We start from the raw sequence: 22,509 nt of genomic DNA on the forward strand, positions 1-22,509 counted from the left end.
TGTTGTGAAGTTGTGAACGTTCTGCTGTTGGTGATGGGCTGTTAGGAATAATGAAACAAGGAGCTTACATGACATCCGTGCGTTCTGCGCTGGTGGCTTCGGGAAAGACATACCGGACCGAGGGCATCAGTCAGAGAGTCAGGCAGATCAATATCTCGGCCATCAAGGAAATGCCCCTCATCGCCAACAGGGTCGGGGGCTGCGTGTCGCTGGGACAGGGGATTCCCTCTTTCCCCACGCCTCCGCATATCGTGGATGCCGTGTGCCGGGTCCTGAAGGAAGAGCCCCTGTCGGGGAAATACACATTGGGGCCCGGGCTGCCCGCGTTGAGGGAGGCGGTGGCACGGCATCTGGAGGAGCAAAACGGCATTGCGGCCGATCCCGACAGGGAGATCTGCATCACCGTGGGGGCCATGGAGGCGCTTTCGGCGGCCATGCTGACCGTTGTGGAGCGGGGAGACGAGGTGATCCTCCCGTCGCCCAATTATGCCTCTCACATCGAGCAGGTTCTCCTGGCGGAGGGGGTGCCCGTATTCGTCCCGCTGCACACGGCCGATTGGGGGCTGGATGTGGAGGGCATCCGCCGGGCCGTCACTCCCAGGACGAAAGCCATCGTGCTCTGCAACCCCCACAATCCCACGGGGGCCAATTTCGCCCGAGAAGATCTGCGGCAGATCGCTCAACTGGCGGTGGAGCACGATTTCTTCGTCATTTCCGACGAGACCTATGATTTTCTGGTTTACGACGGCCAGTCACATTTCAGCCTGGCATCCCTTCCTGAACTGCGCGACCGGATCATTGCCACGTTCAGCTTTTCCAAGAAATATGCTATGACCGGCTGGCGCGTGGGGTATGTCTACTGCTCGGAGGGATTGCTGGATCAGATCATGAAGATCCATGACGCCGTGGCCATCTGCGCGCCGGCCCTTTCGCAATATGCGGCGCTGGCAGCCCTCGAGGGTCCTCAGGACTGCGTGGCGCAAATCCGGACCGTGCTGCAGAGCCGTCGGGATTTGGCCTGTGACCGTCTCGATGATTTGTCGGAATTTTTCGACTACGTGAGGCCGCAGGGGGCGTACTACCTCATGATGGGCACCAAGGCGCCCGGTGTGGATTCCATGACGTACGCCCTGCGCCTGCTCCATGAAGCCCGCGTGATCACCATTCCGGGAGCGGCCTTCGGCCCCACGGGGGAGCATCACCTGCGCATTTCTTTCGGCGGCACCGAGGCGGAAATCGAAGAGGCGTTTCATCGCATGAAACAATGGCTGGAAGGGCAGCCGTTCGGCGGTTGAACGCCTGAGGGCACGAAGACGTTGTAGGAGCGGCATCCTGCCGCGATGGTGAGCGAGTCGCGGCAGGATGCCGCTCCTACAAAACGAAACATTGGATCATTCGTATGGACTTTTTCGTGCCATCCTTTCTTTGTGTCCTTCGTGCTCTTCGTGGTTGGTTTGCCAGAACATTCTACCGCCTCGGCACTTTTTTTCCCAAGGATGACGATGAACAAACAGTGGGTTTGCACCGAAATAGAATGTGACGCGAACGTTCAGGACGACCTGGCCGCGGAAGTGGCCGAAGCCTTCGGCGTGAGTGTGGAATTTATCGACAGAGGGATTCGCTTTTACCTGGAAGGGAGCGCTCTCTCTGACGCGCATGAAAAGGAGCTCCAGAGGATTTTTCAGTATATCAAAGCATCCCATTCCCTGGACTCCGACCCGGTCTGCCGAACGTCTCTCCTCCTCGATGACGACTGGGCGGACCGTTGGAAGGACCATTTCAAGCCCCTGCGAGTGGGAAGGCATTTTCTCGTTTGCCCTTCCTGGGAGGAGTGCAACGCCGGACCCGACGATCGGGTGATTTCCATGGACCCGGGCCGCGCTTTCGGGACGGGCCATCACGAGACGACGCGCCTCTGCCTGGAGTGGCTGGAGGACTGCTTCGGAGCGCTGCAGGCGAGTGGCCGTCTGCAGGGCCAGGCGTCGCTCCTGGACGTGGGAACGGGATCGGGGATTCTCTGCATGGCGGCGGCGCTTCTGGGCTTTCAACCCATCTTGGGAATCGACAATGACCCCGAAGCCATCGAGGTCGCACTGGAGAATCTGGAATTGAACCGCCTTTCGTCCAGGGTCGAGCTGCGCGAGGCCACTGTCGGGGAAATCTCCGACCGCTATGCAGTCATGATTGCCAACATTCAGTCCATTCCCCTCGTGAACATGGCTCCCGACATGGTGCGTCGGCTGGCGCCTTCGGGCCGGCTGGGATTGAGCGGCATTTTACTGGATCAGCAGGAAGAGGTGCGAACGGCCTACGAAAGCCTGGGGTTGAGATGTGTCGAGACCCGGACCGCTGGGGAATGGTGCCTCCTGGCTTTTGAATCATAGAAAGGATGCAGCAGCATGGTGAAACAGGAAGTGACGGGGACGTGGATTACGTTGGAAAAGGATTTGACTCTGCGGGTACCTTCCGACCCCAACGTCGGATACATCGAAGGGGATGGGGTGGGACCTGACATATGGGCCGCGTCCAGCGCCGTCATGGATGCCGCCGTCGCCAGGGCATACGGCGGGGCCAGGAAGATTCACTGGTTCGAGCTCATGGCCGGCGAAAAGGCTCTGAAAGAGACGGGAGAGTGGCTTCCGGAAAAGACCCTGGAAGACATTCGCCAATGTGTCGTGGCCATCAAAGGGCCTCTCACGACACCGGTGGGAGAGGGACTGAGGAGCCTCAACGTGACGCTGCGGCAGGTTCTGGATCTCTACGCCTGCGTGCGCCCCGTCCGCTATTTTCCGGGAGTCCCCTCGCCCATGAAAAATCCCGAGCGGGTCAATATGGTTGTTTTCCGGGAAAACACGGAAGACGTCTATGCGGGGATCGAGTGGTCTGCGGGATCACCCGAAGCCCTCCGCCTCAAGGGATTCCTCGAAAAAGAATTCGGTGTGAAGCTTCCCGACGAGCCCGGGATCGGGATCAAGCCCATGAGCCGTGCGGGCACGCAGCGCCTGGTGCGGCGCGCCATTCGCTATGCCCTCGACCGGAAATTGGCCTCCGTGACCCTCGTGCACAAGGGAAACATCATGAAGTATACCGAGGGGGCCTTCAGGAAGTGGGGGTATGAGCTGGCTGCATCCGAGTTTGCCGCCGAGACCGTGACGGAAGCCGAAGTGGCGGAAAAGTACCAGGGGAAAGCCCCCGAAGGGCGTGTGGTGATCAAGGACCGTATTGCCGACTCCATGTTTCAGCAGGCCCTTCTGCGCCCTTCTGAATACCAGGTCCTGGCGACGCCCAACCTCAACGGGGATTATCTCTCGGACGCCCTGGCCGCCCAGGTGGGCGGCCTGGGGATGGCCCCCGGCGCCAATATCGGCGACCAGTGCGCGATGTTTGAAGCGACCCACGGGACAGCCCCCAAGTACGCGGGGCTGGACAAAATCAATCCCGGCTCCCTGATCCTCTCGGGTGCCATGATGCTGGAATACCTCGGATGGGGAGAAGCGGCGCGGCTCATGGAACAGGCCCTGGCAGCCACCATCCAGTCCGGTGTGGTGACCTACGACCTGGCCCGCCAGATGGAAGGGGCCAGGGAAGTCCGGTGCTCGGAATTCGGCCGGGCCATCATCGACCGCATGGGAGGATGAGAACAGGAGGGGTGAAATGTTTCGTTTCTCCGTATCTTGACCGACTGTGGGAATGACGACGGGACAGGCAGTACCTGTAAGGGTGTCTTACCTGAAAAGCTGTCTGAAAAATGAGTCAATCACTCTGAGCGTGCTCCTGGTTGCGTCATTCCGGCAGTCTTTAAGCCGGAATCAGGGTTTTTTGCCGGGGTGGACTCCGGCTTAAAGACCGCCGGAATGACGAGTGTATGAATTTCCAGATAGTTACGGAGGTCTGAAGGGAAGAAAGAAGCCATGGGAACCGGCCATCCGCACGAAAAACGCGCTGTCAGGGGAGGATGGGCCCGAAGGCTCACGGGCCGTCTGAAAAATGGCGTTGCCTCATTTCGGATGAAGCGGAGCGGACGGAGAGATCTTCCCAACGACGCTGCTTCGGTCCCTGAGACTTCTCCCCGGCGACTGGAAAGGACAATTTTTGGAGAGCCGCTCAGGGGCCTGGGAAACGCTTTACTGGACCTGTGTCTGCCGAGGATGTGCGCGGGGTGTGGAGAGAAATGGCTGCCGCACCATGAAGGGTTTTGGTGCGAAGACTGCCGCGACGCTCTGTCATGGATACGCTCCCCCCTCTGCCCTCAGTGCGGGCGCCCATTTCTCAAAAGCCCTTCGTCGCCCGACCACCTGTGCGGGGAATGCCTCCTGGATGCTTTTTCATTCGATACGGCGCGGTCGGCGGTCCAGCATGCCGGTGTCGTTCGACGCCGCATTCACCAGCTGAAGTTCGGCGCTCAGCTGCACTGGGTTCCGCCCCTCGTGGTGCTCCTCCTTCAGGCGCTGGAGCAGGAATGCCTTTCCCGGATCGATCTGGTGCTGCCCGTTCCTCTTCATGTCCACCGCCTTCGCGAGAGGGGGTTCAATCAGGCCGGGCTTCTGGCGAAGGCCCTGGCTCGCCGCTTGGAACTTCCCGTGCAGTATGACCTTCTCCTTCGAAAACACAGGACCCAGCCCCAGACCCGTCTCCACCGCACTCAGAGGCTGCAGAACGTCCGGGGGGCATTCGGGGTGTCCCGGCCGCATGAACTGGAAGGCCGGAAAATTCTCCTTGTGGACGATGTGTTCACCACCGGCACGACCCTCAGTGAATGTGCGAAGGTTCTCAAAGAGAGCGGTGCGGCGTCCGTGCATGCCTTGACGGTCTCACGGGCGTTGCCCGATGTGCGGCAGCATGACAGCGGTTCGGGTGAGCAGGCTTGGGACACTGCGGCGAAGAGGGTTCTTGCGTAGGGTGCGTTTTACGCACCCTCGTTGACACAAGCATTTCTTCCGTACGCAGGGTGCATAAAATGCACCCTACCTCAAGTTATGGATGCCGGTTTGTTGTCTCTTGGCTGAAATGCCATGGAGGCGGTTTTCTCAAGAATCCCACTCTCCTGGAGCCATTCCATGCTGCAGGCGGCTAGGAACGGGCCATTGATGAGGGACGGTTTGTTGTACTGGAACAGCTTTCCCTGGAAATCCACCATGACGCCGCCGGCAGCCGTGACGATGGCCTGTCCCGCCGCCGTATCCCATTCAGAAGTCGGACCGGTGCGGGGATAGAAATCGGCTTCCCCCGCAGCCAGGGCGCAGAACTTGAGAGCACTTCCCCGCTTGATGGGCTCGACGGCATGCAGGGCTTCCAAAACTTTATCCAGATGCGGCGAAGGGTGGCTGCGGCTCAGGAGAACGCGCACAGGGGCTCCGGCGGGAGGGCGCTGGAAATGCAGCAGTCTCCTCACTCCGTCTCGCAGCAATTCCCAGCAGCCGGTTCGAACGTCGGCAAGGTAGACCACATCCGTCAGTGGTACGTAAATGACTCCCACAACAGGAACGGTTCCTTCCACCAGGGCAATATTGACGGTGAACTCGCCCCCGCGCTTCACAAATTCTTTTGTCCCGTCCAGAGGATCCACGCACCAGAATCGCGGCCATTGCTTCCTTACCTCGTAGGGGATCTCCCGGCCCTCTTCGGAAAGGATGGGAATATCCGGGTAGTGGGATTGCAGCCCCGACAGGATGACTTCATGGGATCGGGTGTCGGCGAGTGTCAGGGGTGAATGGTCCTCTTTCGTGTGGACGTCGAATTCCGTCCTGTAGACTTGGAGGATCACCTCCCCTGCTTTACGGGCCAAATAGACAAGGAAATCGAGGTCCAAAGCTCTTCCTTTCCGTACGATGGGCTCACGCCCAACCGGTAGAGAACTCGAGGGTGAATCACCTTTAGATTATTTTAGATCGTTGACAAACCTTTGGGAATGTCGTTTATATGAGTTTTTGTTCGAATAAAAGGGGAAACTGCTCTGGTTGAGACGATCCCCTTTCGGGGCGATGCCTCTGGTGTTGGAAATTACGTTTTCATTGTTTCATTTTGTCGAACATTTCTGATGGAGGAATGCATGGATTGGGTGAGTGTTGCACACGCTATGGGGACGATGGGACAGGGTGGAGCAAGTGGGGGGGCTGGGGGCGGTATTGCTGCTTTCGCGCCGCTGCTCATCATGGTCGTCATCTTTTATTTTCTGCTCATTCGGCCTCAGCAAAAGAAGCAAAAGGAACATCGTACCATGCTTTCCTCTCTGCAAAAAGGCGATCTGGTGCTCACTCAAGGGGGATTGCAGGGAAAGGTCACCGGCCTGACCGACACGGTCGTGACTGTCGAGATTGCTGACAAGGTGCGCGTCAAGGTCCAGCGAGGGTATATTGCCTCGGTACTCGGCAAGGGTGAGCCCGTCGAGTAAACCCGGTTCCTCGCTCGAACAGCATATTCAAGGGTACGGGGGCTGCCGCCCGCAAGGCCGGCACTGCTCCCTCTCCGTCGAGTAGGACTCACAAGAGAGCCTTCCTGAGAACATCCGTGAGAACACCTGCGCCTTCATCCATCGAACGAACATAAGCTGTTTTGAAATGAAGGGACGTTTGCCTCGGGTTCAAGAGTGCGGAAATGTGGGGGGGGGGCTCTAAGAGCTTTTGGAGGGAGTCGATTTGAAAAGTCTTCAATGGCGTGCATTGCTGGTGGTCGCAATCCTGGTGGTGGGAATCATCTATCTTGTGCCCACCCTGAGCTCGGGTTTGCCTTCCTGGTGGACCAAGATACTTCCCAAGGACACAATCCATCTCGGTCTGGACCTCCAGGGCGGGATGCATCTGGTTCTGGAAGTGGAATCGGAAAAAGCTGTGGAGAACACCCTGGAACGCCTCACGGAGGATCTCAAGGAAAATCTTCGTGATAGTCGTATTCCATTCACGCAGATTGCGAGGGGTAAAGGTCACACCATCGAGGTCCAGTTGCCTGGAGCGGAGCAGCAGACCCAATTGAAGGACCTCCTGGACAAGAGCTTCCCCTCCCTGGAGTGGAGAAGCGGGGAGACCGGTCCTGAAGGGATGAAGGTGCTGTTGGGCATGAAGGCGGCGGAAGTGGACCACATCAAGAAGCTGGCTGTCGCTCAGGGACTGGAAACCATCCGGAACCGCATCGATCAGTTTGGCGTGACCGAGCCCGATATTCGAGCCGAGGGAGAAGATCGGATTCAGATCCAGCTTCCGGGTGTGAAAGATGCTCAGCGCGCCGTCGCTCTCATCGGCAAAACGGCCCTCCTGGAATTCAAGCTGGTTGCCGAGGGTGTTACGCCTCAAGACATCAAGGACGGCAAAGTCCCCGCAGGTGTCAAAATCTATCCCATGAAGCACGAAGACCGGACGACGGGGCAGACGACTACCACCCAGATCGCTCTCAAGGACCGGACCCTCATGACGGGCGAATACATCACGAACGCCCAGGTTCAGATCGACCATCAGTACAATACCCCCTATGTTGCGCTGGAATTCGACCAGCAGGGGGGGCGCATCTTTGAGCGCATCACCGAAGCCAATGTGAAGAAGCAGCTGGCCATCGTGCTGGACGGTGTCGTTTCCTCCGCACCCGTCATTCAGGATAAGATCAGTGGCGGGCGGGCCAGCATCACAGGCTCTTTCACCATGGAGCAGGCTCGGGATCTGGCCATCGTACTGCGGGCCGGAGCTCTGCCTGCCCCGGTCAAGGTATTGGAACAGCGGACTGTGGGTCCGTCTTTGGGGCAGGACTCCATTCAAAAAGGTCTGCTTGCGTGCTTCGTGGGCGGACTTGCCATCATTGTTTTCATGGTCGTGTACTACAAGCTCTCCGGTGTCGTAGCCGATGTGGCCCTTCTGATGAACATTCTTTTGATCTTTTCCGGACTGGCCGCCTTTGGTGCGACCCTGACTCTGCCGGGTATCGCGGGTATCGCGCTTACCATCGGTATGGCTGTGGATGCCAACGTGCTCATTTATGAGCGCATTCGGGAAGAGCTGAAGCTGGGCAAAACGCCCCGAGCTGCTCTGGATGCGGGATACGATCGGGCGACTGTGACCATCATCGACTCCAACGTCACGACCCTCATTGCGGCTCTGGTGCTCTTTCAGTTTGGAACCGGGCCGATTCGCGGGTTTGCGGTGACTCTCACCATCGGCCTTGTGGCAAACCTCTATACAGCCATCATCGTGACGCGCGTTATTTTCGACTATTTCTTGACTGAACGGCGCATGCGCACCCTGAGCATTTAGCCTCCCGGGACCAAGGAGTATAAGGCATGGAATTGATCAGACAGGACCTCAACATCAATTTTGTAGGATTTCGTTATAAGGCCTTTGTGCTGTCCTGGATCTTTATTCTGTTGGGATTGGGTGCACTCCTTTGGCGTGGAGGCCTCAACCTCGGCGTCGATTTTGCCGGCGGAACACTGATTCAGGTTCAGTTCAAAAATCCGACGACTCCCGACCAGATCCGTGAGGCGCTGAAAGGCATCATTGCTCAAAGCACCGTGCAGCAGATCGGAGCTGAAAGAGAAAATGAATACCTGCTGCGCACGGAGGCCATGACCTCGGAGGTCCAGAGCCTTTCCCAGGTCGTGCAGGAATCCCTGGAAAAAAGCTTCGGTGAAGGTCAGGTGGTCGTGCGGCGCGTGGAAATGGTGGGTCCGAAGGTCGGGCATGATTTGCGGCAGAAAGCGCTTTTTGCCATTTACTATTCACTCCTCCTCATTTCCATCTATATTTCAGGGAGATTTGAATTCAAGTGGGGGAGCAGCGGCGTCATGGTGGCGGTCCTGGTGATCGGGGTGTATCTCCTGGAAGCCCTGGGTATGCCGGCGCTCTATCTCATTGTGGGAGCCCTCCTGGTAACGCTCGTTCTCTGCTGGTTTCTCAACCTCCCCTATGCCATAGGCGCGGTACTCTCCCTCGTACACGACGTCCTCATCACGGTGGGCGCCTTCGCCATCACCAACAAGGAATTCTCCCTGGAAGTGCTGGCTGCCGTCCTGACCCTCGTGGGCTTTTCCCTCAACGACACCATCGTCATTTATGACCGCATCCGGGAGAATCTCAAGAAAAGTCGGAAAGTGGATCTCAAGGAAGTGATCAATACCAGTGTCAACCAGACTCTGAGCCGAACCATTCTGACGTCGGGAACGGTGTTTGTGGTGACAGCATGCCTCTTTTTTCTGGGAGGAACCGTCATTCACGACTTTTCCTTCGCTCTGCTGGTGGGTCTTGTTGCCGGGACATACTCCACCGTTTATGTGGCCAGCCCTCTTCTCATTATTTTCGAGGAGTTCAAAAAGAAAAAGCTCGCGCCCAAGAGTGCCGGCGCCTGATTTGATCTGGCTGTGAAGACATCGAGAGGCTGAAAAACGCTGACTTATGCTGACAAAAACTCAGGAAAGATGAGAAGGTTCAGTGTAAGTCAGCGTTCGCATTTTCGGGGCCTTGGGCTTCAACGTCTTTGAGGTGGCTTCAGGGGTAATTAGGGGAAATCAGTCTACCTCAATTCCGGGGGAGACGGCGTCCTGCCTCCCGATTTCAAAGCGCACGTCCGCCCATTCCTCGCAGTGCTGCAATTCTTGAACGCTTTTTCGGACCAGCTCGGGATGGTTGTTGACTTCGCTCAAGTGGGCGAGGAGGATGGACCGGAGGCCTTCATGGTGCAGCTCCCGAAGCAGAGCGATGGTGTCGTCATTGGAAAGATGGCCGTGGCGGCTGCGGATGCGCTGCTTCAAGTGCCAGGGGTAGGGACCCTCCATGAGGCGGCCCACGTCGTGGTTGGATTCCAGGACGAGAGCCCGACAGCCCTGGAGTCGTGTCTTGACGAGCTGAGTGGCCACTCCCAGGTCTGTGCAGATGGCCATGCGCATGTTGCCCTGCTGGATGACGAAGCCGGAAGGTTCACAGGCGTCGTGAGAGACGGCGAAGGGATGGATGGCCAAATCCCCGATGAGGAAGGAAGCCCCCGTTTGAAAAATGTGAGCGTGGGCCAGCTGCCCGACGGGAGGAGCCAGGTTTTCCAGGGTGCCCCGCGTGAGGTAGACGGGGAGATCGAAGCGGCGGCTGATGACGCCGGCGCCGCGCGTGTGATCCTGGTGCTCGTGGCTCAGGACCAGACCATCGAGTCTGTGACCGTTCAAGGGAGTTTTTTCCAGGCGCCGACTCAGTTCTCTCCCGCTCAAGCCCGCATCGAACAGCACCTGCGTCCTGGAGCTGCAGACCAGGATGGCATTTCCCTTGGATCCGCTGGCGAGTACCTGGAAAAATAGAGACATGCGGGGATCATCCCTGCGCCAGGAAGATTTTTTCCACGGATTCCCTGGTGTGGCCGGTGGGGCCAAATAGGAAGAGACCTGCATCCCGTGGATCGTAAACCGACTGAAACCAGCTCTGTACCGATTTTGCATCGACGGCCAGGATCTTCTCCTCCACGTCTTCGAAGGGGATGAAGCGCCCAAACAGGAATTCGTTCTTGGCCAGGCGGTTCATGCGGGAATCCGTGCTTTCTGCGTTGAGGTACATGCTCCCGCGAAGGTATTCCTTGGCGGCGCTGAGCTCGGCTTCCGAGATGGGCTCAGCGGCCAGCAGGTCGAGCTGCTGCCGGATGACCTGGAGGGACTCCTCGATATTCTCAGGGGTGATGCCGGCGTAAACGCCCAGCATTCCGGTGTCGGCGTGGCTGTTGAGAAAGGAGTACACGGAGTAGGCCAAGCCTCTTTTCTCGCGAATTTCCTGAAAAAGACGGCTGCTCATGCTGTTGCCCAGGATCACGTTCAGGAGGTGGCAGGGAAATCGATTGTCCTCGGACTGGGAAACACCCTGGAGGCCCAACACCAGGTGGACCTGCTCCAGGTCCTTCTCCATCACGTGGATGCCGGGATGATTGACGGGCTTTTCCCGGGGAGGGCGGTGTACGCTGTGGTCGAGTTTTTCCAGGGACGGGGCGACGAGATCGACGAAATGATCGTGCTCCAGATTGCCGGCGGCAGCCACGACGATCTCTTCGGGATGAAAGGTTTGGGAGAGATACCGGAGGATGCTTTCACGATCAGTCCCGGCCACGGCTTCGGCGGTGCCGTATATGGGCAGCCCCAGGGGATTCTGCTTCCAGAACAGCTCCTGGAACAGGACGTGCACGAATTCGTCCGGTGTGTCTTCGATCATGCGAATTTCCTGGAGGACAACCTGCTGCTCGCGCTCGATGTCTTGAGGGGCGAAGACGGAATTGAGGAAAATATCCGTCAGGACATCCACTACCAGGGGCATGTGGCGGTCTAAGACTTTGGCATGGAAACAGACGTGCTCTTTGGAGGTGAAAGCGTTGGCGAAGCCCCCGACGGCATCCAGCTCCTTGGCGATGTCAAGGGCGCTCCGGCGCCGGGTTCCCTTGAAGAGCATGTGCTCGATGAAGTGTGTGATACCGCGTTCGCCTTCCTGTTCGTCACGAGACCCTACTCCCACCCAGATGCCTGTGGATACGGAATAGACGTAGGGTATTTTTTCAGTCACCACACGAATCCCATTGCGCAGAACAGTCTTCTGGTACAATCTTTCCCTTTCTCACTGGGTGCCTTGTCGAAAGAGCCCCTCACTTCCATCCCCTTTTCAAAGGGATCCGGGGTGAAGTGAGGGGTCAGCTCCTGCTATTCGGCCGTAGGCTTTTCCAGGGCAGCCTTGCGGCTGAGCCGGATGCGCCCGTCCTTGTCGATTTCGATGACCTTCACGAGCACTTCCTCCCCTTCCTGCACCACGTCGGTGACCTTGCGCACCCGCGTGTGATCCAGTTGGGAGATGTGTATCAGTCCGTCGATGCCCGGCAGAATTTCCGCAAACGCACCAAAATCCGTGATGCGCACGATCTTTGCCATATAGAGCTGCCCGACTTCAGGTTCCTGGGTCAGGCTCTTGATCTTGTCGATGGCCTTGGTGCATGCTGCGGCGTCGGGGCTCATGACGACCACGCGGCCTGAATCGTCGATGTCGATTTTGGCTCCTGTTTCCGCCACGATGGCGCGAATGACCTTGCCGCCCGGTCCGATGACATCGCGGATCTTTTCGGGATTGATGTTGATGGTGACGACACGCGGAGCGTAAGGGGAGAGCTCCTCTCTGGGTATGGCCAGAGCTTCCCGCATCTTGCCCACGATGAAAACGCGGCCGTCGCGCGCCTGTTCCAAGGCGCGCTGCATGATGGCCCGGTCGATTCCGGCAATCTTGCAATCCATCTGGATGGCGGTGATGCCGCGCTCATTTCCCGTCACCTTGAAGTCCATGTCCCCCAGGTGATCTTCATCGCCCAGGATGTCCGAGAGGACGACGACATTGTCCCCTTCCTTGATGAGGCCCATGGCGATACCCGCGACGGAATCCGTCAGGGGCACACCGGCATCCATGAGGGCGAGGCAGGCACCGCACACCGTCGCCATGGAACTGGACCCGTTGGAGGAGAGGACTTCCGAGACGATGCGGATGGTGTAAGGAAATTCCCCGTTGGCCGGGAGGACGGCCTTCACCGCTCGCTCTGCAAGAGCGCCGTGTCCAATTTCCCTCCGTCCCGGGCCGCGGAGGGGCTTGACCTCTCCCACGGAAAAGGGCGGAAAATTGTAATGGAGCATGAAAGACTTGAAGGTCTCTCCCCCCAGTGAATCGATGCGCTGCTCATCGGATGACGACCCGAGTGTGACAATGGCCATGGCCTGTGTCTCACCACGGTTGAAAATGGCGGATCCATGAGTTCGTGGGAGAATTCCTATTTCAACGGAAATGGGCCGGATTTCATCGAACCTGCGGTCGTCGATCCTGCGTCCCTCCTCCACCATCATACGGCGGACAAGCTTCTTTTCCAGGTCTTCAAGGGCCTCTTCGACCTCCTTCTGGCGGTCTGGAAAATTTTCCTCCATCTGCGCTTTGACCCGCGTTTTCAAATCCTTCTTCCTGGATCTGCGGACCAGTTTGTCGGGGGTGGTCATGACGTCACGCATTTCCTGCGCGGCCGCCTGCTCCACGGCACCGATAAGCGCCTCATCCTTGACGACTTCGGGAGGAGCTTCCTTGGCCTTGCCGATCATTTGACGCAGTTGCTCCTGGGCGTCGAGAATGGGGCGGATGGCGAGGTGGGCGAGATCGATGGCTTCCACGAGGATCTCTTCAGAGACGAAATCGGCTCCGCCCTCCACCATAACGACGGCGTCATGACTGGCAGCCACGACAATGTTTAAAACACTCTTCTCCATCTGCTCGGCGGTGGGGTTGACGATGAATTCGCCATCCACTCGGCCCATGCGTACCGCAGCCACCGGCCCCTGGAAGGGAACGGGCGAAATGTGCAGCGCTGCCGATGCGCCCGTGAGGGCGACCACGTCCGGCTCATTCTCCATATCCACGGAGAGGACCGTTGCAACGACCTGGGTCTCGTAGGTGTAGCGCTTGGGAAAAAGGGGCCGAATGGGGCGGTCGATGAGGCGGGAAGTCAAGGTTTCCTTTTCACTGGGACGCCCGATCTCACGGCGGAAAAAGCTTCCGGGGATGCGTCCCGCCGCATAGCTCATTTCTTGATAATCGACCATGAGGGGGAGGAAGTCGATGCCCTCTCTCACTCGATCTTCTTTGGTCGCTGCCACGAGCACCACCGTGTCTCCATATCGCATCATGACGGAGCCACTGGCCTGCTGGGCCACATGACCGGATTCGAAAGTCAGCATTCGTCCGCCGACCTCGACTTGTACGGATTGTTTCATAAATTATTTCCTTATCGTATGTAGAACTTCCGTCTCCTGAGGACGTCCGGCCAGGAGACGGAAAGAGAAAAATCTAACGCCGCAAGCCCAACCGCTCGATGACGGTGTTGTAGCGGTCGATATTTTTCTTCTTCAAATAGTTGAGAAGCTGTCTGCGCTGTCCTACGAGCTTCAGGAGTCCGCGTCGTGAGTGATGGTCTTTTTGATGGACCTTGAAGTGCTCCGTCAGATAATTGATTCTTTCGCTGAGCAGCGCGATCTGCACTTCCGGTGATCCCGTATCTGACGGGTGCATTTTGAATGTTTCGATGATTTCCTGCTTCTTCTCAGGGGTCATTACCACGGCTAATCCTCCTTCGTTTCACTTTCGTGAACATGATGTGGATGATCCCGGTTCCAATGGTCCCGCCCTGGTGAAACCACGGTCCGTGGATCATTTGTGTTCAATGTCCGCTGAAACGCTCAGCGGCTCCCTCCAATCACTCGCAATCGACGCTGCTGCCGGCCGTCGGCATGAGGCCACCACAGCGCCACCAAATCCCTCTCAGGCGTCAGCAGCTTTACCGGTGCGCCCGTATCCATGAAATTCTGACGATACTCCCTCTCCCAATCGGGATCCAGCGTCCCGTTCCGAACCTGTTTTACCCACTTGTGGCGTGTCAACACCATGCCTCTCAGGTGAGGCAGTGCCTCGTCCATGGAGATGAGCTTTTCCGTCCAGAGATTGTCCAAAGAAGTATCGCACAAATTGTCCAAAGTGGTAGCAAATTCTATTCCAAATTTTCCACTTTTCAAACGCCTCAAGGAACTCACGTGCGCGCCGCACTGAAGGCGGCTGCCGATATCCGCGGCCAACTGGCGAATGTACGTTCCCTTGGAGCAATGTGCTTCCAGGGTGGCGAAGGGCCACTGGTAGTCCAGGAGCTCCAGGTGATGGATCTGAACCTCCCGGGAGGGAGGCTCGACGTCAATGCCTTTGCGGGTCAAAGCATACAGGCGCTTTCCCTCAATTTTGACGGCGGCATAGCGGGGAACCTGCTGCAGGTAGGAACCGCGAAATCCCTTCAGCGCCCCGGAGAATTGAGCTTTCGACAATGCCGGACCGTCGTACGATCGCACCACTTCACCCATTTTGTCCAACGTGTCCGTTTCCAACCCCAGGCGGAGGGTGAAGCGGTAGAGCTTGTCCTGCACCAGGAGCTGGTCCACGATGCGCGTCGCTCCATTGAGGCAGAGGATCATGACCCCCGTGGCAAAGGGGTCGAGAGTGCCGCAATGCCCGACCTTCCTGATGCCGAGCAGTTTCTTGACCCTGGCCACCAGCCCGAAAGAAGTGATGCCCTCGGGCTTGTCAAGGATCAGGATGCCGTCCGGAACGTGGGACGGGGCGGGGGGAGATTCCATCTCGATCCCGCGCGGAGAATGTTTTGCAGGCTGTGCCTTACTCTCTATCATACGATCCATTCGCCCTGAAGCGAAACAGCGGAAATCCTCATTCAAAGGAAACTTCCCCACGGTTCTTCCGTCACGCAGGCTGCTGCCCTGGGGCACGCTGCACATAGCGGAGTGCTTCTTCCGTGAAGCGGGTGCGCACGGCATCCATAGGCCCTGCCGCGCGAAAGGCCGCCGCCTGCCTGTGTCCTCCCCCCCCGAAATTCTGGGCGAAGGTGGCGACGTCCACTTTGCCCTTGGATCGCATGCTGACATGGATCAGCCCATCGGGATCTTCTCGAAACAGCATGGCCATCTCGACGGATTTCACCGAACGGAGATGATTGATGAACCCGTCGCCGTCGGTGGGAGTGGTTCCCGTTGCCTCGAACATCTGCATGGTGATCTCCCCCGTGGCCAAACGTGCGTTGTCGTAAAAGGCTATCGTGGCCAAAGCCCGGGCCAGCAACTGGAGGCGCTGGGGGGGTGCGGAGTCGTAGATCTGCTGAGCGATGTAGGCCGGCTGAGCCCCTGCAGCCACAAGATCTGCCGCAATTTCCAGGACCTTCTGATTGGTGTTGCCGAAGCGAAAGGATCCCGTGTCCGTGACGAGGCCCGTATAGAGGTGCGTCGCGATTTCGGCGTCCAGTTTCACGGGAAGCGCGGCGCACAGCTCGTAGAGCATTTCACACGTACTGCTGGCTGTGGGGTTCACCCACGACACATCCCCGAAGGGAGCGTTGCCGTAGTGGTGGTCAATGTTGATGAGGAACGGAAAGTTTCCCATCACCGGGGTGAAAGAGGCCCCGACGCGGTCGAGCTCTCCACAGTCCACGAGAATGGCGGCATCGAAATGGTCCGGCTGGGGAAGTTCCTGGCTGACGGCGTTCGACCCGGCCAGGAAATCGTAGCTGGAAGGGATGGGGTCCTGTGTGTGGGGTGCAACCGTTTTTCCCAGGCGGCGGAGCATGAATGTAAGGCCCAGGAGAGAGCCTGCGGCATCTCCATCCGGTTTGACATGTGTGGTGACGAAGAAGCGGTGCCTCTGCCGGATCGCCTCTGCAACCCTGGCGAGCGCTTCGTTATTCGGTGTGGTCATTCTCGTGCAGCTTTCTCAAAATGCGCTCGATTTTTTCCCCATAGTCGAAGGATGCATCGTAGTGAAAAGCAAGCTCAGGCACAGAGCGCATGTACAGGCGTTTTCCCAGTTCCATGCGCATGAAGCCTTTGGCCTTGGTGAGTCCGTCGGCCACGGACTGTTTCTCTGCATCCGTGGGAGTACCCATGATGCAGTAGAAAATGCGGGCGTGTTTGAGATCGGGGCTCACTTCCACGCCGGTGATGGTCACGGCGGCGACGCGGGGATCTTTCACCCGCCGGAGCACCAGGTCTGCAATTTCTTTCTGGATGAGGTCGGCCACTCGGTCGGACCGTTTGTATTCCATGCCTGTAATCCTTGTCCCCGGGAAGCATTGCCTTGCGTTCTGACCTCGAGACCCGGGAACGACGCAAATGCCGGTTGATCGCGGTCAGTCCCCCAGAGCAATCAGTTCCATGTCGTGCTCCACCAGTTCCGCAAGGCCGAGGGATTCCATGAAAGCCACGATGCGGTCCAGAAGAGAATTCAAGACCCTTCCGTCACTCCCGATGACGGCTACCCCGATGACGGCGCGTTGATGGACGTCCTGGTCCCCGACTTCGGCCACGGAAACGTTGAAGCGATGACGGCTCTTGTCAATGATGCTTTTCACCACTCGCCGCTTCTCTTTGAGGGACTGATTCCCGTGGAGCCTGAACACAACCCGTACGATTCCTACTGTCATGACCCTCAGGCCTTCTTATCCCCTTCACCCTCCAGAGTCGGTTTGACCTCCTTCAGTTCGTAGACCTCCAGGATATCGTTCACTTTGATGTCGTTGAAATTGTCTATGCCGATGCCGCACTCGAAACCGGCCTTGACCTCTTTGGCGTCCTCCTTGAACCGTCTCAGGGAGCCGACTTTACCGTCGTAGACCACCACCTGGTCTCGCAGGACTCTCACCTTGGCGCCACGCTCCACCTTGCCGTCCAGGACGTAAGAACCGGCGATCATGCCGATCTTGGGAACCTGGAACGTCTGGCGCACTTCAGCGCGTCCCATGACCTGTTCCTGGTACACGGGCTCGAGCATACCCACCATGGCATCCCGGATGTCGCTCAGGAGCTGGTAAATGATGTCGTAGTAGCGTACGTCGACGTTTTCCTGCTCCGCCAGCTCCATGGTCTTGGCATCGCCGCGCACATTGAAGCCGATGACGATGGCGTTGGACGCAGCCGCCAGCATGATGTCCGTTTCCGTGATGGCGCCCGTGGCATTGTGAATGAGGTTGACCTTCACTTCCGGGGTGGAAAGCTTCGACAGGGAGTCGGCGATGGCTTCCTGTGAACCGTGTACATCGGTTTTGAGGATCACGTTGAGCTCTTTGATCTCTCCGTCGCGGATCTGATCGAAGAGGCTTTCCAGGGTTACCTTGGAAGTCCTGGTGAGCTCCTTCTCCCGGAGCTTGACGGAGCGATGCTCGGCCACGAGCTTCGCCTGCTTCTCATCCGTCAGGACAATGAACTGGTCGCCCGCGTTGGGGACCCCCGAGAACCCGAGGACCTCCACCGGGGTGGAGGGGCCGGCCTCTTCCAGGCGCTTGCCGCGGTCGTTGAACATGTTGCGAACGCGCCCGGAATTCACACCGCAGACATAGATGTCGCCGGCCTTCAACGTACCTTCCTGGATGAGGATGGTGGCCACCGGACCGCGTCCCTTGTCGAGCTTGGATTCGATGACACGCCCTCGCGCAGGCTTGTTGCGGTTGGCTTTCAGTTCCAGGAGCTCCGCCTGGAGCAGCACCATCTCCAGCAACTCTTCAATGCCGATCTTCTTCTTGGCCGAAATTTCCACCATGGTGGTGTCGCCGCCCCATTCGCCGGGAATGAGGCCGTGATCAGCGAGCTGGCGCCTGGTCCGTTCGATATTGGCATTGGGCTTGTCGATCTTGTTGATGGCCACGATGATGGGGACTTCAGCCGCCTTGGCGTGGTTGATGGCCTCCACCGTCTGCTGCATGACGCCGTCGTCGGCGGCTACGAGCAGGATGACGATGTCCGTCACCTTGGCGCCGCGGGCGCGCATGGAGGTAAAGGCTTCGTGGCCCGGCGTATCCAGAAACACGACATGGCCGTTTTCCAGCTGAACGTCGTAGGCCCCGATATGCTGGGTGATGCCGCCCGCCTCGCCGCTGATGACATTGGTGTGCCGAATGGCGTCGAGGAGGGACGTTTTCCCGTGATCCACGTGCCCCATGACCGTGATGACGGGCGGCCTCGGGACGAGGTCTTCCTGGCGATCTTCCTGGGTCTGCAGCACTTCTTCCTCTTCAAAGCCGACTTTTTCCACTTCAAAATCGAATTCACTGGCAACCACCGCCGCTGTATCGAAATCCAGGGCCTGGTTGATGCTGGCGGGAAGGCCGAGCATGAGCAGCTTCTTGATGACTTCACCGGCTTTCTGGCCCATTTGCTTGGACAGGTTCGCTACGGTGATCGCCTCATCGATCTTGATTTTCTTCTTGCCGACCTTGGCCACCGCAGGTTCAGCGGGGGGCTCTTCGGGAACATATCTTTCCCGCCCTTTGCCTCCGCGCCCGCGATCTGCCTGGGCTGCCAGCTCTTTCTTGGAGTAGAGGTCCTCACGCACGAAAACTTCCTTGCGCTGCGGTCCCTTGCGCTTGCGATCGACAACCTCTTTCGGCGGCACCGGTTCTTCAGTGCCCTTGGCTTTCTTCTTGCGCGGCCCTTCCTTGGCTTCCACCTCTTCCACCACCGCAGCCTTCACCTGGAGGCGCGGCGCAATGGGAGGCAGCTCCGGCTCCTCTTCGGGCTCGGCGGGAATGATGACCTCCGGCAGCTTGATGATGCGTGCGGGCTCATCCTTGCGTGCCTTCTTGCGGCGTCTTTTCTTGGACTTCTTGGCCCCGGCTTCCTCGTCCTCGGAAGCCTCAGCTTCAGCGCCCGCAGCCTCGGCGGCCTGCTCTTCCCCGGCTTCAAGGGGTTCAACGGCTTCGACGGGAAGAGCGGATTTCGCAGCTGCCTCTACCGGCATTTCTTCTACCATTTCTTTTCCCGCCACTTCCGTCGGGGCAGGCTCTGAAATGGCTTCCGCCTCCCTGGGGGAAGCCTGCGCTTCTTCGGCCTCGGCAAGGATCGGTTTTTCTTCGGCCTGCGGAGCCATTTCTTCCTCTGAGGGGGCGGCAGAGGAAACCTCGGGAGCGGCAGCGGCCTCGGCAGGGGGAGCCGAAGGCGCGGGACTGACCTCTGGAGCTTCCTGGGTGGGGGGTTCCATGACGGCTGGGGGTTCAGCAGGGGGCAACAGGGCACTCGCTTCCGAGGGTGCAGGCTGTGCGGGTTCGACAGGAACTTCGGCCGCGGCTTTCGGAACGGTTTCCAGGGGTACCTGCGTGGGAGAAGGGGGTTCTTCCACCGGGGACGGCATCTGGACTTCCGCGGGTTCTGCCTGAGCTTCCACGGGAGGAGCCTCTTCTTCGGCGGTTTTCTTGCGACGTCGGATGATAGCCCTTCCGATGCGCTTTTCTTCCACCGTTTCGGTTTTGTCTTCCGCAAACTGCTGTCGGATTTTTTCCACTGTGGATTCAGTCAACGTACTCATATGGTTCTTGACCTGAATCCCTAACTTGAAAATCCGATCAATCAGATCCTTGTTATTCATATTGAGCTCTTTCGCAAGTTCATGCACCCTCATTCGCGCCATGAAGACTTCCCCCTTATCTAACTTAGGCTTGTTGCTATCATGTATCTTAATCTTTCACCCCTTAGCTCCCATCGTCCCGGTGAACTTACGAACCTCAAAAGTGTCGTTTCAATCGAAACAGAAGAAGATCATCTGGAGAGCGTTCATGCTCTCTATCATGTATCATCAGGGGGCCTTCACAATGCTCTGTAAACGGCTGCATCTCCTGCAAAGTTCCATGGTCCTCTTTTTAGCATCGTGATCATTCACCTTTTGGTGATCAGCTGTTCGCTCATGAAAATCTCGTCGGCCAACCCGTTTGCCCTGTTTCGGAAGGCCTTTTGGACGCGCCTGGTGAAGCGCAGTCGGGGCAGGCATCCCGGGCAAACATAAGCACCGCGCCCTTCACGGACCTGTTGGAGATCCAGCACGATGCGACCCTTTTCCCGGCAGTCGAGGGCCATGCGCAAAAGAGTCGATTTGGTTTTTTTCTGCCCGCAGACCACGCAGGTCCTGATGGGCGTACGATCCTTGCCCAACCCGCTCATTCTCCTGAGACTCGCTCGGTGGCAGACTCGGCGGAAGGCTCTCCCGCTTCGAGGATGTCCTGTTCCTGGGGCTCCACCGGGCCGGCTTCGTCCATGGGCTCCGCCGCCGCGTCGGTTTTCACCGATAGCAGCTCCTGTACCTGAATCTTCATTTCTTCGACGACAGCTTTCGACTGGCGCGTCAGGTCCATCAATTCCGTGGCGCTGGCCTCCGCAAGATCTTCCAGCGAGGTGATGCCTGCTTCGTAGAGGCGATCGGCCATTTCATTGGTCAAATGGGGCAGCTGCAGGAGCGCCTGGTATCCTGCCTGCTTCTTCCGTCCATAGCGGCTTTCGCTGTTCACATCGATGCGCCAGTTGGTGAGCTTGGAGGCCAGGCGTACGTTCTGTCCCCGTTTTCCGATGGCCAGGGAAAGCTGGTCGTCGGGGACGATGACCTCCATGCTCCGGTTGTTCTGGTCGATGATGACCTTGGAGATGATGGCGGGGGCGAGGGCATTGACCACGAATTTGGCGGGGTCCATGTTCCACGGCACGATATCGATTTTCTCGCCACGCAGTTCCTGGACCACATTCTGCACCCTGGAGCCTTTCATCCCCACGCAGGCACCCACGGGATCCACGTCGGGGCTCTTGGAAACGACGGCGATCTTGGCGCGCGAGCCCGGTTCCCGGTTGGCGGCGATGATGCTTACGATTCCTTCCGCAATTTCGGGGACCTCGGAGTGGAAAAGCTGGATGAGGAAATGCGGGTGCGTGCGGCTCAGTACAATTTGCGGCCCCTTGCTGATCTTCTTGACATCCAGGACATAGGCGCGAATGCGGTCGCCCTGCCGAAAAACCTCCCTCGGGATCTGTTCCTTGGAGGGGAGTATCGCTTCCGCCTGCCCGATGTTGACAGTGATGCCGTTCTTGTCGATGCGCTGCACGATCCCGTTGATGATTTCGCCTTTGCGCCCCTTGTATTCGTCGTAGACCACCTCCCGCTCGGCATCCTTCATCTTTTGGATGATGACCTGCTTGGCCGACTGGGCGGCAATCCGTCCCAGAGCGTCCGTACTCATGCGAATGCCCAGCTCGTCTCCCAGCTCCGCTTCGGCGTCCAGCGCCCGCGCCTCTTCCAGGGAAACTTCCTTCTCGTGATCCGTCACATGTTCCACGACTTCTTTGAACTGAAAGGCCTCGATTTCTCCAAACTCTTCGTTGAAAGTCACGTCCAGATCGAACCGGTTGCCGTATTTTTTCTTAATAGCCGACTTGATGGCTTCTTCCAGTGTGCTGATCAATGTCTGGCGGTCAATCCCCTTTTCCCGACTGACCTGATCGATCAACATTTTGAGTTCACTGGCCATGGTTTTTCATCTCCTCACAACGTCTTCGAATGGACACAATGGCAATTTTTATAATTATTTTAACACGTGGTACTATGTCTTCATAGTTTCGAAGTAGCAAAAACGGGCACGCTCCACGAGAACCAGCGGAATATCAAAAAGCTGACCGTCACAGTCCATACGGAAGCCCTCCGACCCGGCTTCCGCCAGGATGCCCTTAAAGTTGCGCCGGTTCAAAAGGGGTGTCAGTGGAGTGAGCGTTCGTACTTCGATGATCTTTCCCACGTGCTCCTGGAAATGCTTCAACTTTCGCAAAGGGCGATTCATGCCGGGCGACGAAACTTCGAGATGATAGGCGATGGGGATGGGGTCCGCCACGTCCAGTAAATCGCTGACAATCCGGCTGATATTGGCGCAATCATCCACGGTGATCCCGTCCTCCTGATCGATATAAAGGCGCAGGACCCACCCGTGAGGCTCCCTGCGATATTCCACCTCGACCAGTTCCATTCCCTCCGCTTCGATCACCGGTTCCACCAGCTCCCATATGCGGGCAATGGTTTCCTGGGTCTTGTCTCCCGTTTCGGACATGGTTCCCGTCTTTCCCCGTGGCGTCAGCTCATCGCCCAAAAATAAAAAAAGTGGGTAGAAAATCACCCACTTCCCTCGATAGACCCGACAATTATCTAAATA

General features: G+C 57.9%; 20 protein-coding genes. 7 read left to right on the plus strand and 13 right to left on the minus strand.

The window, feature by feature from the left end:
- The first annotated feature begins 68 nt into the window (after positions 1-68).
- The 4 genes from MWC30_RS06515 to MWC30_RS06530 all read left to right on the plus strand — a co-directional run bounded on the left by MWC30_RS06515 (position 69) and on the right by MWC30_RS06530 (position 4,898).
- Positions 69-1,295, plus strand: a complete 1,227-nt coding sequence (locus tag MWC30_RS06515) for a pyridoxal phosphate-dependent aminotransferase (RefSeq protein ID WP_244083354.1) — start codon at positions 69-71, stop codon at positions 1,293-1,295.
- A gap of 207 nt (positions 1,296-1,502) precedes the next feature.
- Positions 1,503-2,384, plus strand: a complete 882-nt coding sequence (gene prmA, locus MWC30_RS06520) for a 50S ribosomal protein L11 methyltransferase (protein WP_244083355.1) — start codon at positions 1,503-1,505, stop codon at positions 2,382-2,384.
- Between the two features lie 15 nt (positions 2,385-2,399).
- Positions 2,400-3,638 (plus strand): isocitrate dehydrogenase (NADP(+)), encoded by a 1,239-nt coding sequence (icd, locus tag MWC30_RS06525; RefSeq protein WP_244083356.1) that lies wholly within the window; start codon positions 2,400-2,402, stop codon positions 3,636-3,638.
- A 273-nt stretch (positions 3,639-3,911) separates the two neighbouring features.
- Positions 3,912-4,898 carry a ComF family protein gene (locus tag MWC30_RS06530; protein ID WP_244083357.1) on the plus strand — a complete coding sequence of 329 codons (987 nt, stop codon included), beginning with the start codon at positions 3,912-3,914 and terminating at the stop codon, positions 4,896-4,898.
- A 71-nt stretch (positions 4,899-4,969) separates the two neighbouring features.
- Here MWC30_RS06530 and cysQ read toward each other — a convergent pair whose 3' ends face one another.
- Positions 4,970-5,809, minus strand: coding sequence for a 3'(2'),5'-bisphosphate nucleotidase CysQ (gene cysQ / locus MWC30_RS06535; protein WP_244083358.1), 840 nt, complete (start codon positions 5,807-5,809; stop codon positions 4,970-4,972).
- Positions 5,810-6,049: 240 nt separating this feature from the next.
- Here cysQ and yajC point away from each other — a divergent pair, with 240 nt between their 5' ends.
- The 3 genes from yajC (at position 6,050) to secF (ending at position 9,325) form a co-directional block, all read left to right on the plus strand.
- The gene (gene yajC, locus MWC30_RS06540; protein WP_244083359.1) at positions 6,050-6,391 is read left to right on the plus strand and encodes a preprotein translocase subunit YajC; all 342 of its coding nucleotides are present in this window, start codon (positions 6,050-6,052) and stop codon (positions 6,389-6,391) included.
- Between the two features lie 244 nt (positions 6,392-6,635).
- Positions 6,636-8,234, plus strand: coding sequence for a protein translocase subunit SecD (secD, locus tag MWC30_RS06545; protein WP_244083360.1), 1,599 nt, complete (start codon positions 6,636-6,638; stop codon positions 8,232-8,234).
- 26 nt (positions 8,235-8,260) lie between these two features.
- Complete coding sequence (gene secF, locus MWC30_RS06550) at positions 8,261-9,325, plus strand: protein translocase subunit SecF (RefSeq protein ID WP_244083361.1); 1,065 nt, start codon at positions 8,261-8,263, stop codon at positions 9,323-9,325.
- 159 nt (positions 9,326-9,484) lie between these two features.
- On the opposite strand, the gene MWC30_RS06555 is transcribed toward secF, so the two are convergent.
- The 12 genes from MWC30_RS06555 to rimP all read right to left on the minus strand — a co-directional run bounded on the left by MWC30_RS06555 (position 9,485) and on the right by rimP (position 22,407).
- Positions 9,485-10,267 carry an MBL fold metallo-hydrolase gene (locus tag MWC30_RS06555; RefSeq protein WP_244083362.1) on the minus strand — a complete coding sequence of 261 codons (783 nt, stop codon included), beginning with the start codon at positions 10,265-10,267 and terminating at the stop codon, positions 9,485-9,487.
- Between the two features lie 7 nt (positions 10,268-10,274).
- The gene (locus MWC30_RS06560) at positions 10,275-11,540 is read right to left on the minus strand and encodes a pitrilysin family protein (protein WP_244083363.1); all 1,266 of its coding nucleotides are present in this window, start codon (positions 11,538-11,540) and stop codon (positions 10,275-10,277) included.
- A 95-nt stretch (positions 11,541-11,635) separates the two neighbouring features.
- Positions 11,636-13,729, minus strand: coding sequence for a polyribonucleotide nucleotidyltransferase (gene pnp, locus MWC30_RS06565; protein WP_244083364.1), 2,094 nt, complete (start codon positions 13,727-13,729; stop codon positions 11,636-11,638).
- Positions 13,730-13,802: 73 nt separating this feature from the next.
- The gene (gene rpsO, locus MWC30_RS06570; protein WP_254006161.1) at positions 13,803-14,066 is read right to left on the minus strand and encodes a 30S ribosomal protein S15; all 264 of its coding nucleotides are present in this window, start codon (positions 14,064-14,066) and stop codon (positions 13,803-13,805) included.
- A gap of 125 nt (positions 14,067-14,191) precedes the next feature.
- Positions 14,192-15,133 (minus strand): tRNA pseudouridine(55) synthase TruB, encoded by a 942-nt coding sequence (gene truB / locus MWC30_RS06575; protein ID WP_244083366.1) that lies wholly within the window; start codon positions 15,131-15,133, stop codon positions 14,192-14,194.
- Positions 15,134-15,254: 121 nt separating this feature from the next.
- Complete coding sequence (locus MWC30_RS06580; RefSeq protein WP_244083367.1) at positions 15,255-16,259, minus strand: bifunctional oligoribonuclease/PAP phosphatase NrnA; 1,005 nt, start codon at positions 16,257-16,259, stop codon at positions 15,255-15,257.
- The gene (gene rbfA, locus MWC30_RS06585) at positions 16,243-16,605 is read right to left on the minus strand and encodes a 30S ribosome-binding factor RbfA (RefSeq protein ID WP_244083368.1); all 363 of its coding nucleotides are present in this window, start codon (positions 16,603-16,605) and stop codon (positions 16,243-16,245) included. Before rbfA ends, MWC30_RS06580 begins: the two co-directional genes overlap by 17 nt.
- Positions 16,606-16,689: 84 nt before the next feature.
- Positions 16,690-16,983, minus strand: a complete 294-nt coding sequence (locus MWC30_RS06590) for a DUF503 domain-containing protein (RefSeq protein ID WP_244083369.1) — start codon at positions 16,981-16,983, stop codon at positions 16,690-16,692.
- A gap of 5 nt (positions 16,984-16,988) precedes the next feature.
- Positions 16,989-19,958, minus strand: a complete 2,970-nt coding sequence (gene infB, locus MWC30_RS06595; protein WP_244083370.1) for a translation initiation factor IF-2 — start codon at positions 19,956-19,958, stop codon at positions 16,989-16,991.
- A 245-nt stretch (positions 19,959-20,203) separates the two neighbouring features.
- Positions 20,204-20,476: a YlxR family protein gene (locus tag MWC30_RS06600; RefSeq protein WP_244083371.1), complete on the minus strand. Its 273-nt coding sequence runs from the start codon at positions 20,474-20,476 to the stop codon at positions 20,204-20,206.
- A gap of 5 nt (positions 20,477-20,481) precedes the next feature.
- Positions 20,482-21,837 (minus strand): transcription termination factor NusA, encoded by a 1,356-nt coding sequence (gene nusA / locus MWC30_RS06605; RefSeq protein WP_244083372.1) that lies wholly within the window; start codon positions 21,835-21,837, stop codon positions 20,482-20,484.
- A gap of 72 nt (positions 21,838-21,909) precedes the next feature.
- Positions 21,910-22,407, minus strand: coding sequence for a ribosome maturation factor RimP (gene rimP, locus MWC30_RS06610; RefSeq protein ID WP_244083373.1), 498 nt, complete (start codon positions 22,405-22,407; stop codon positions 21,910-21,912).
- Between the last annotated feature and the right edge of the window lie 102 nt (positions 22,408-22,509).

It is taken from the genome of Desulforhabdus sp. TSK (assembly GCF_022836495.1).
GTDB lineage: Bacteria > Desulfobacterota > Syntrophobacteria > Syntrophobacterales > Syntrophobacteraceae > Desulforhabdus.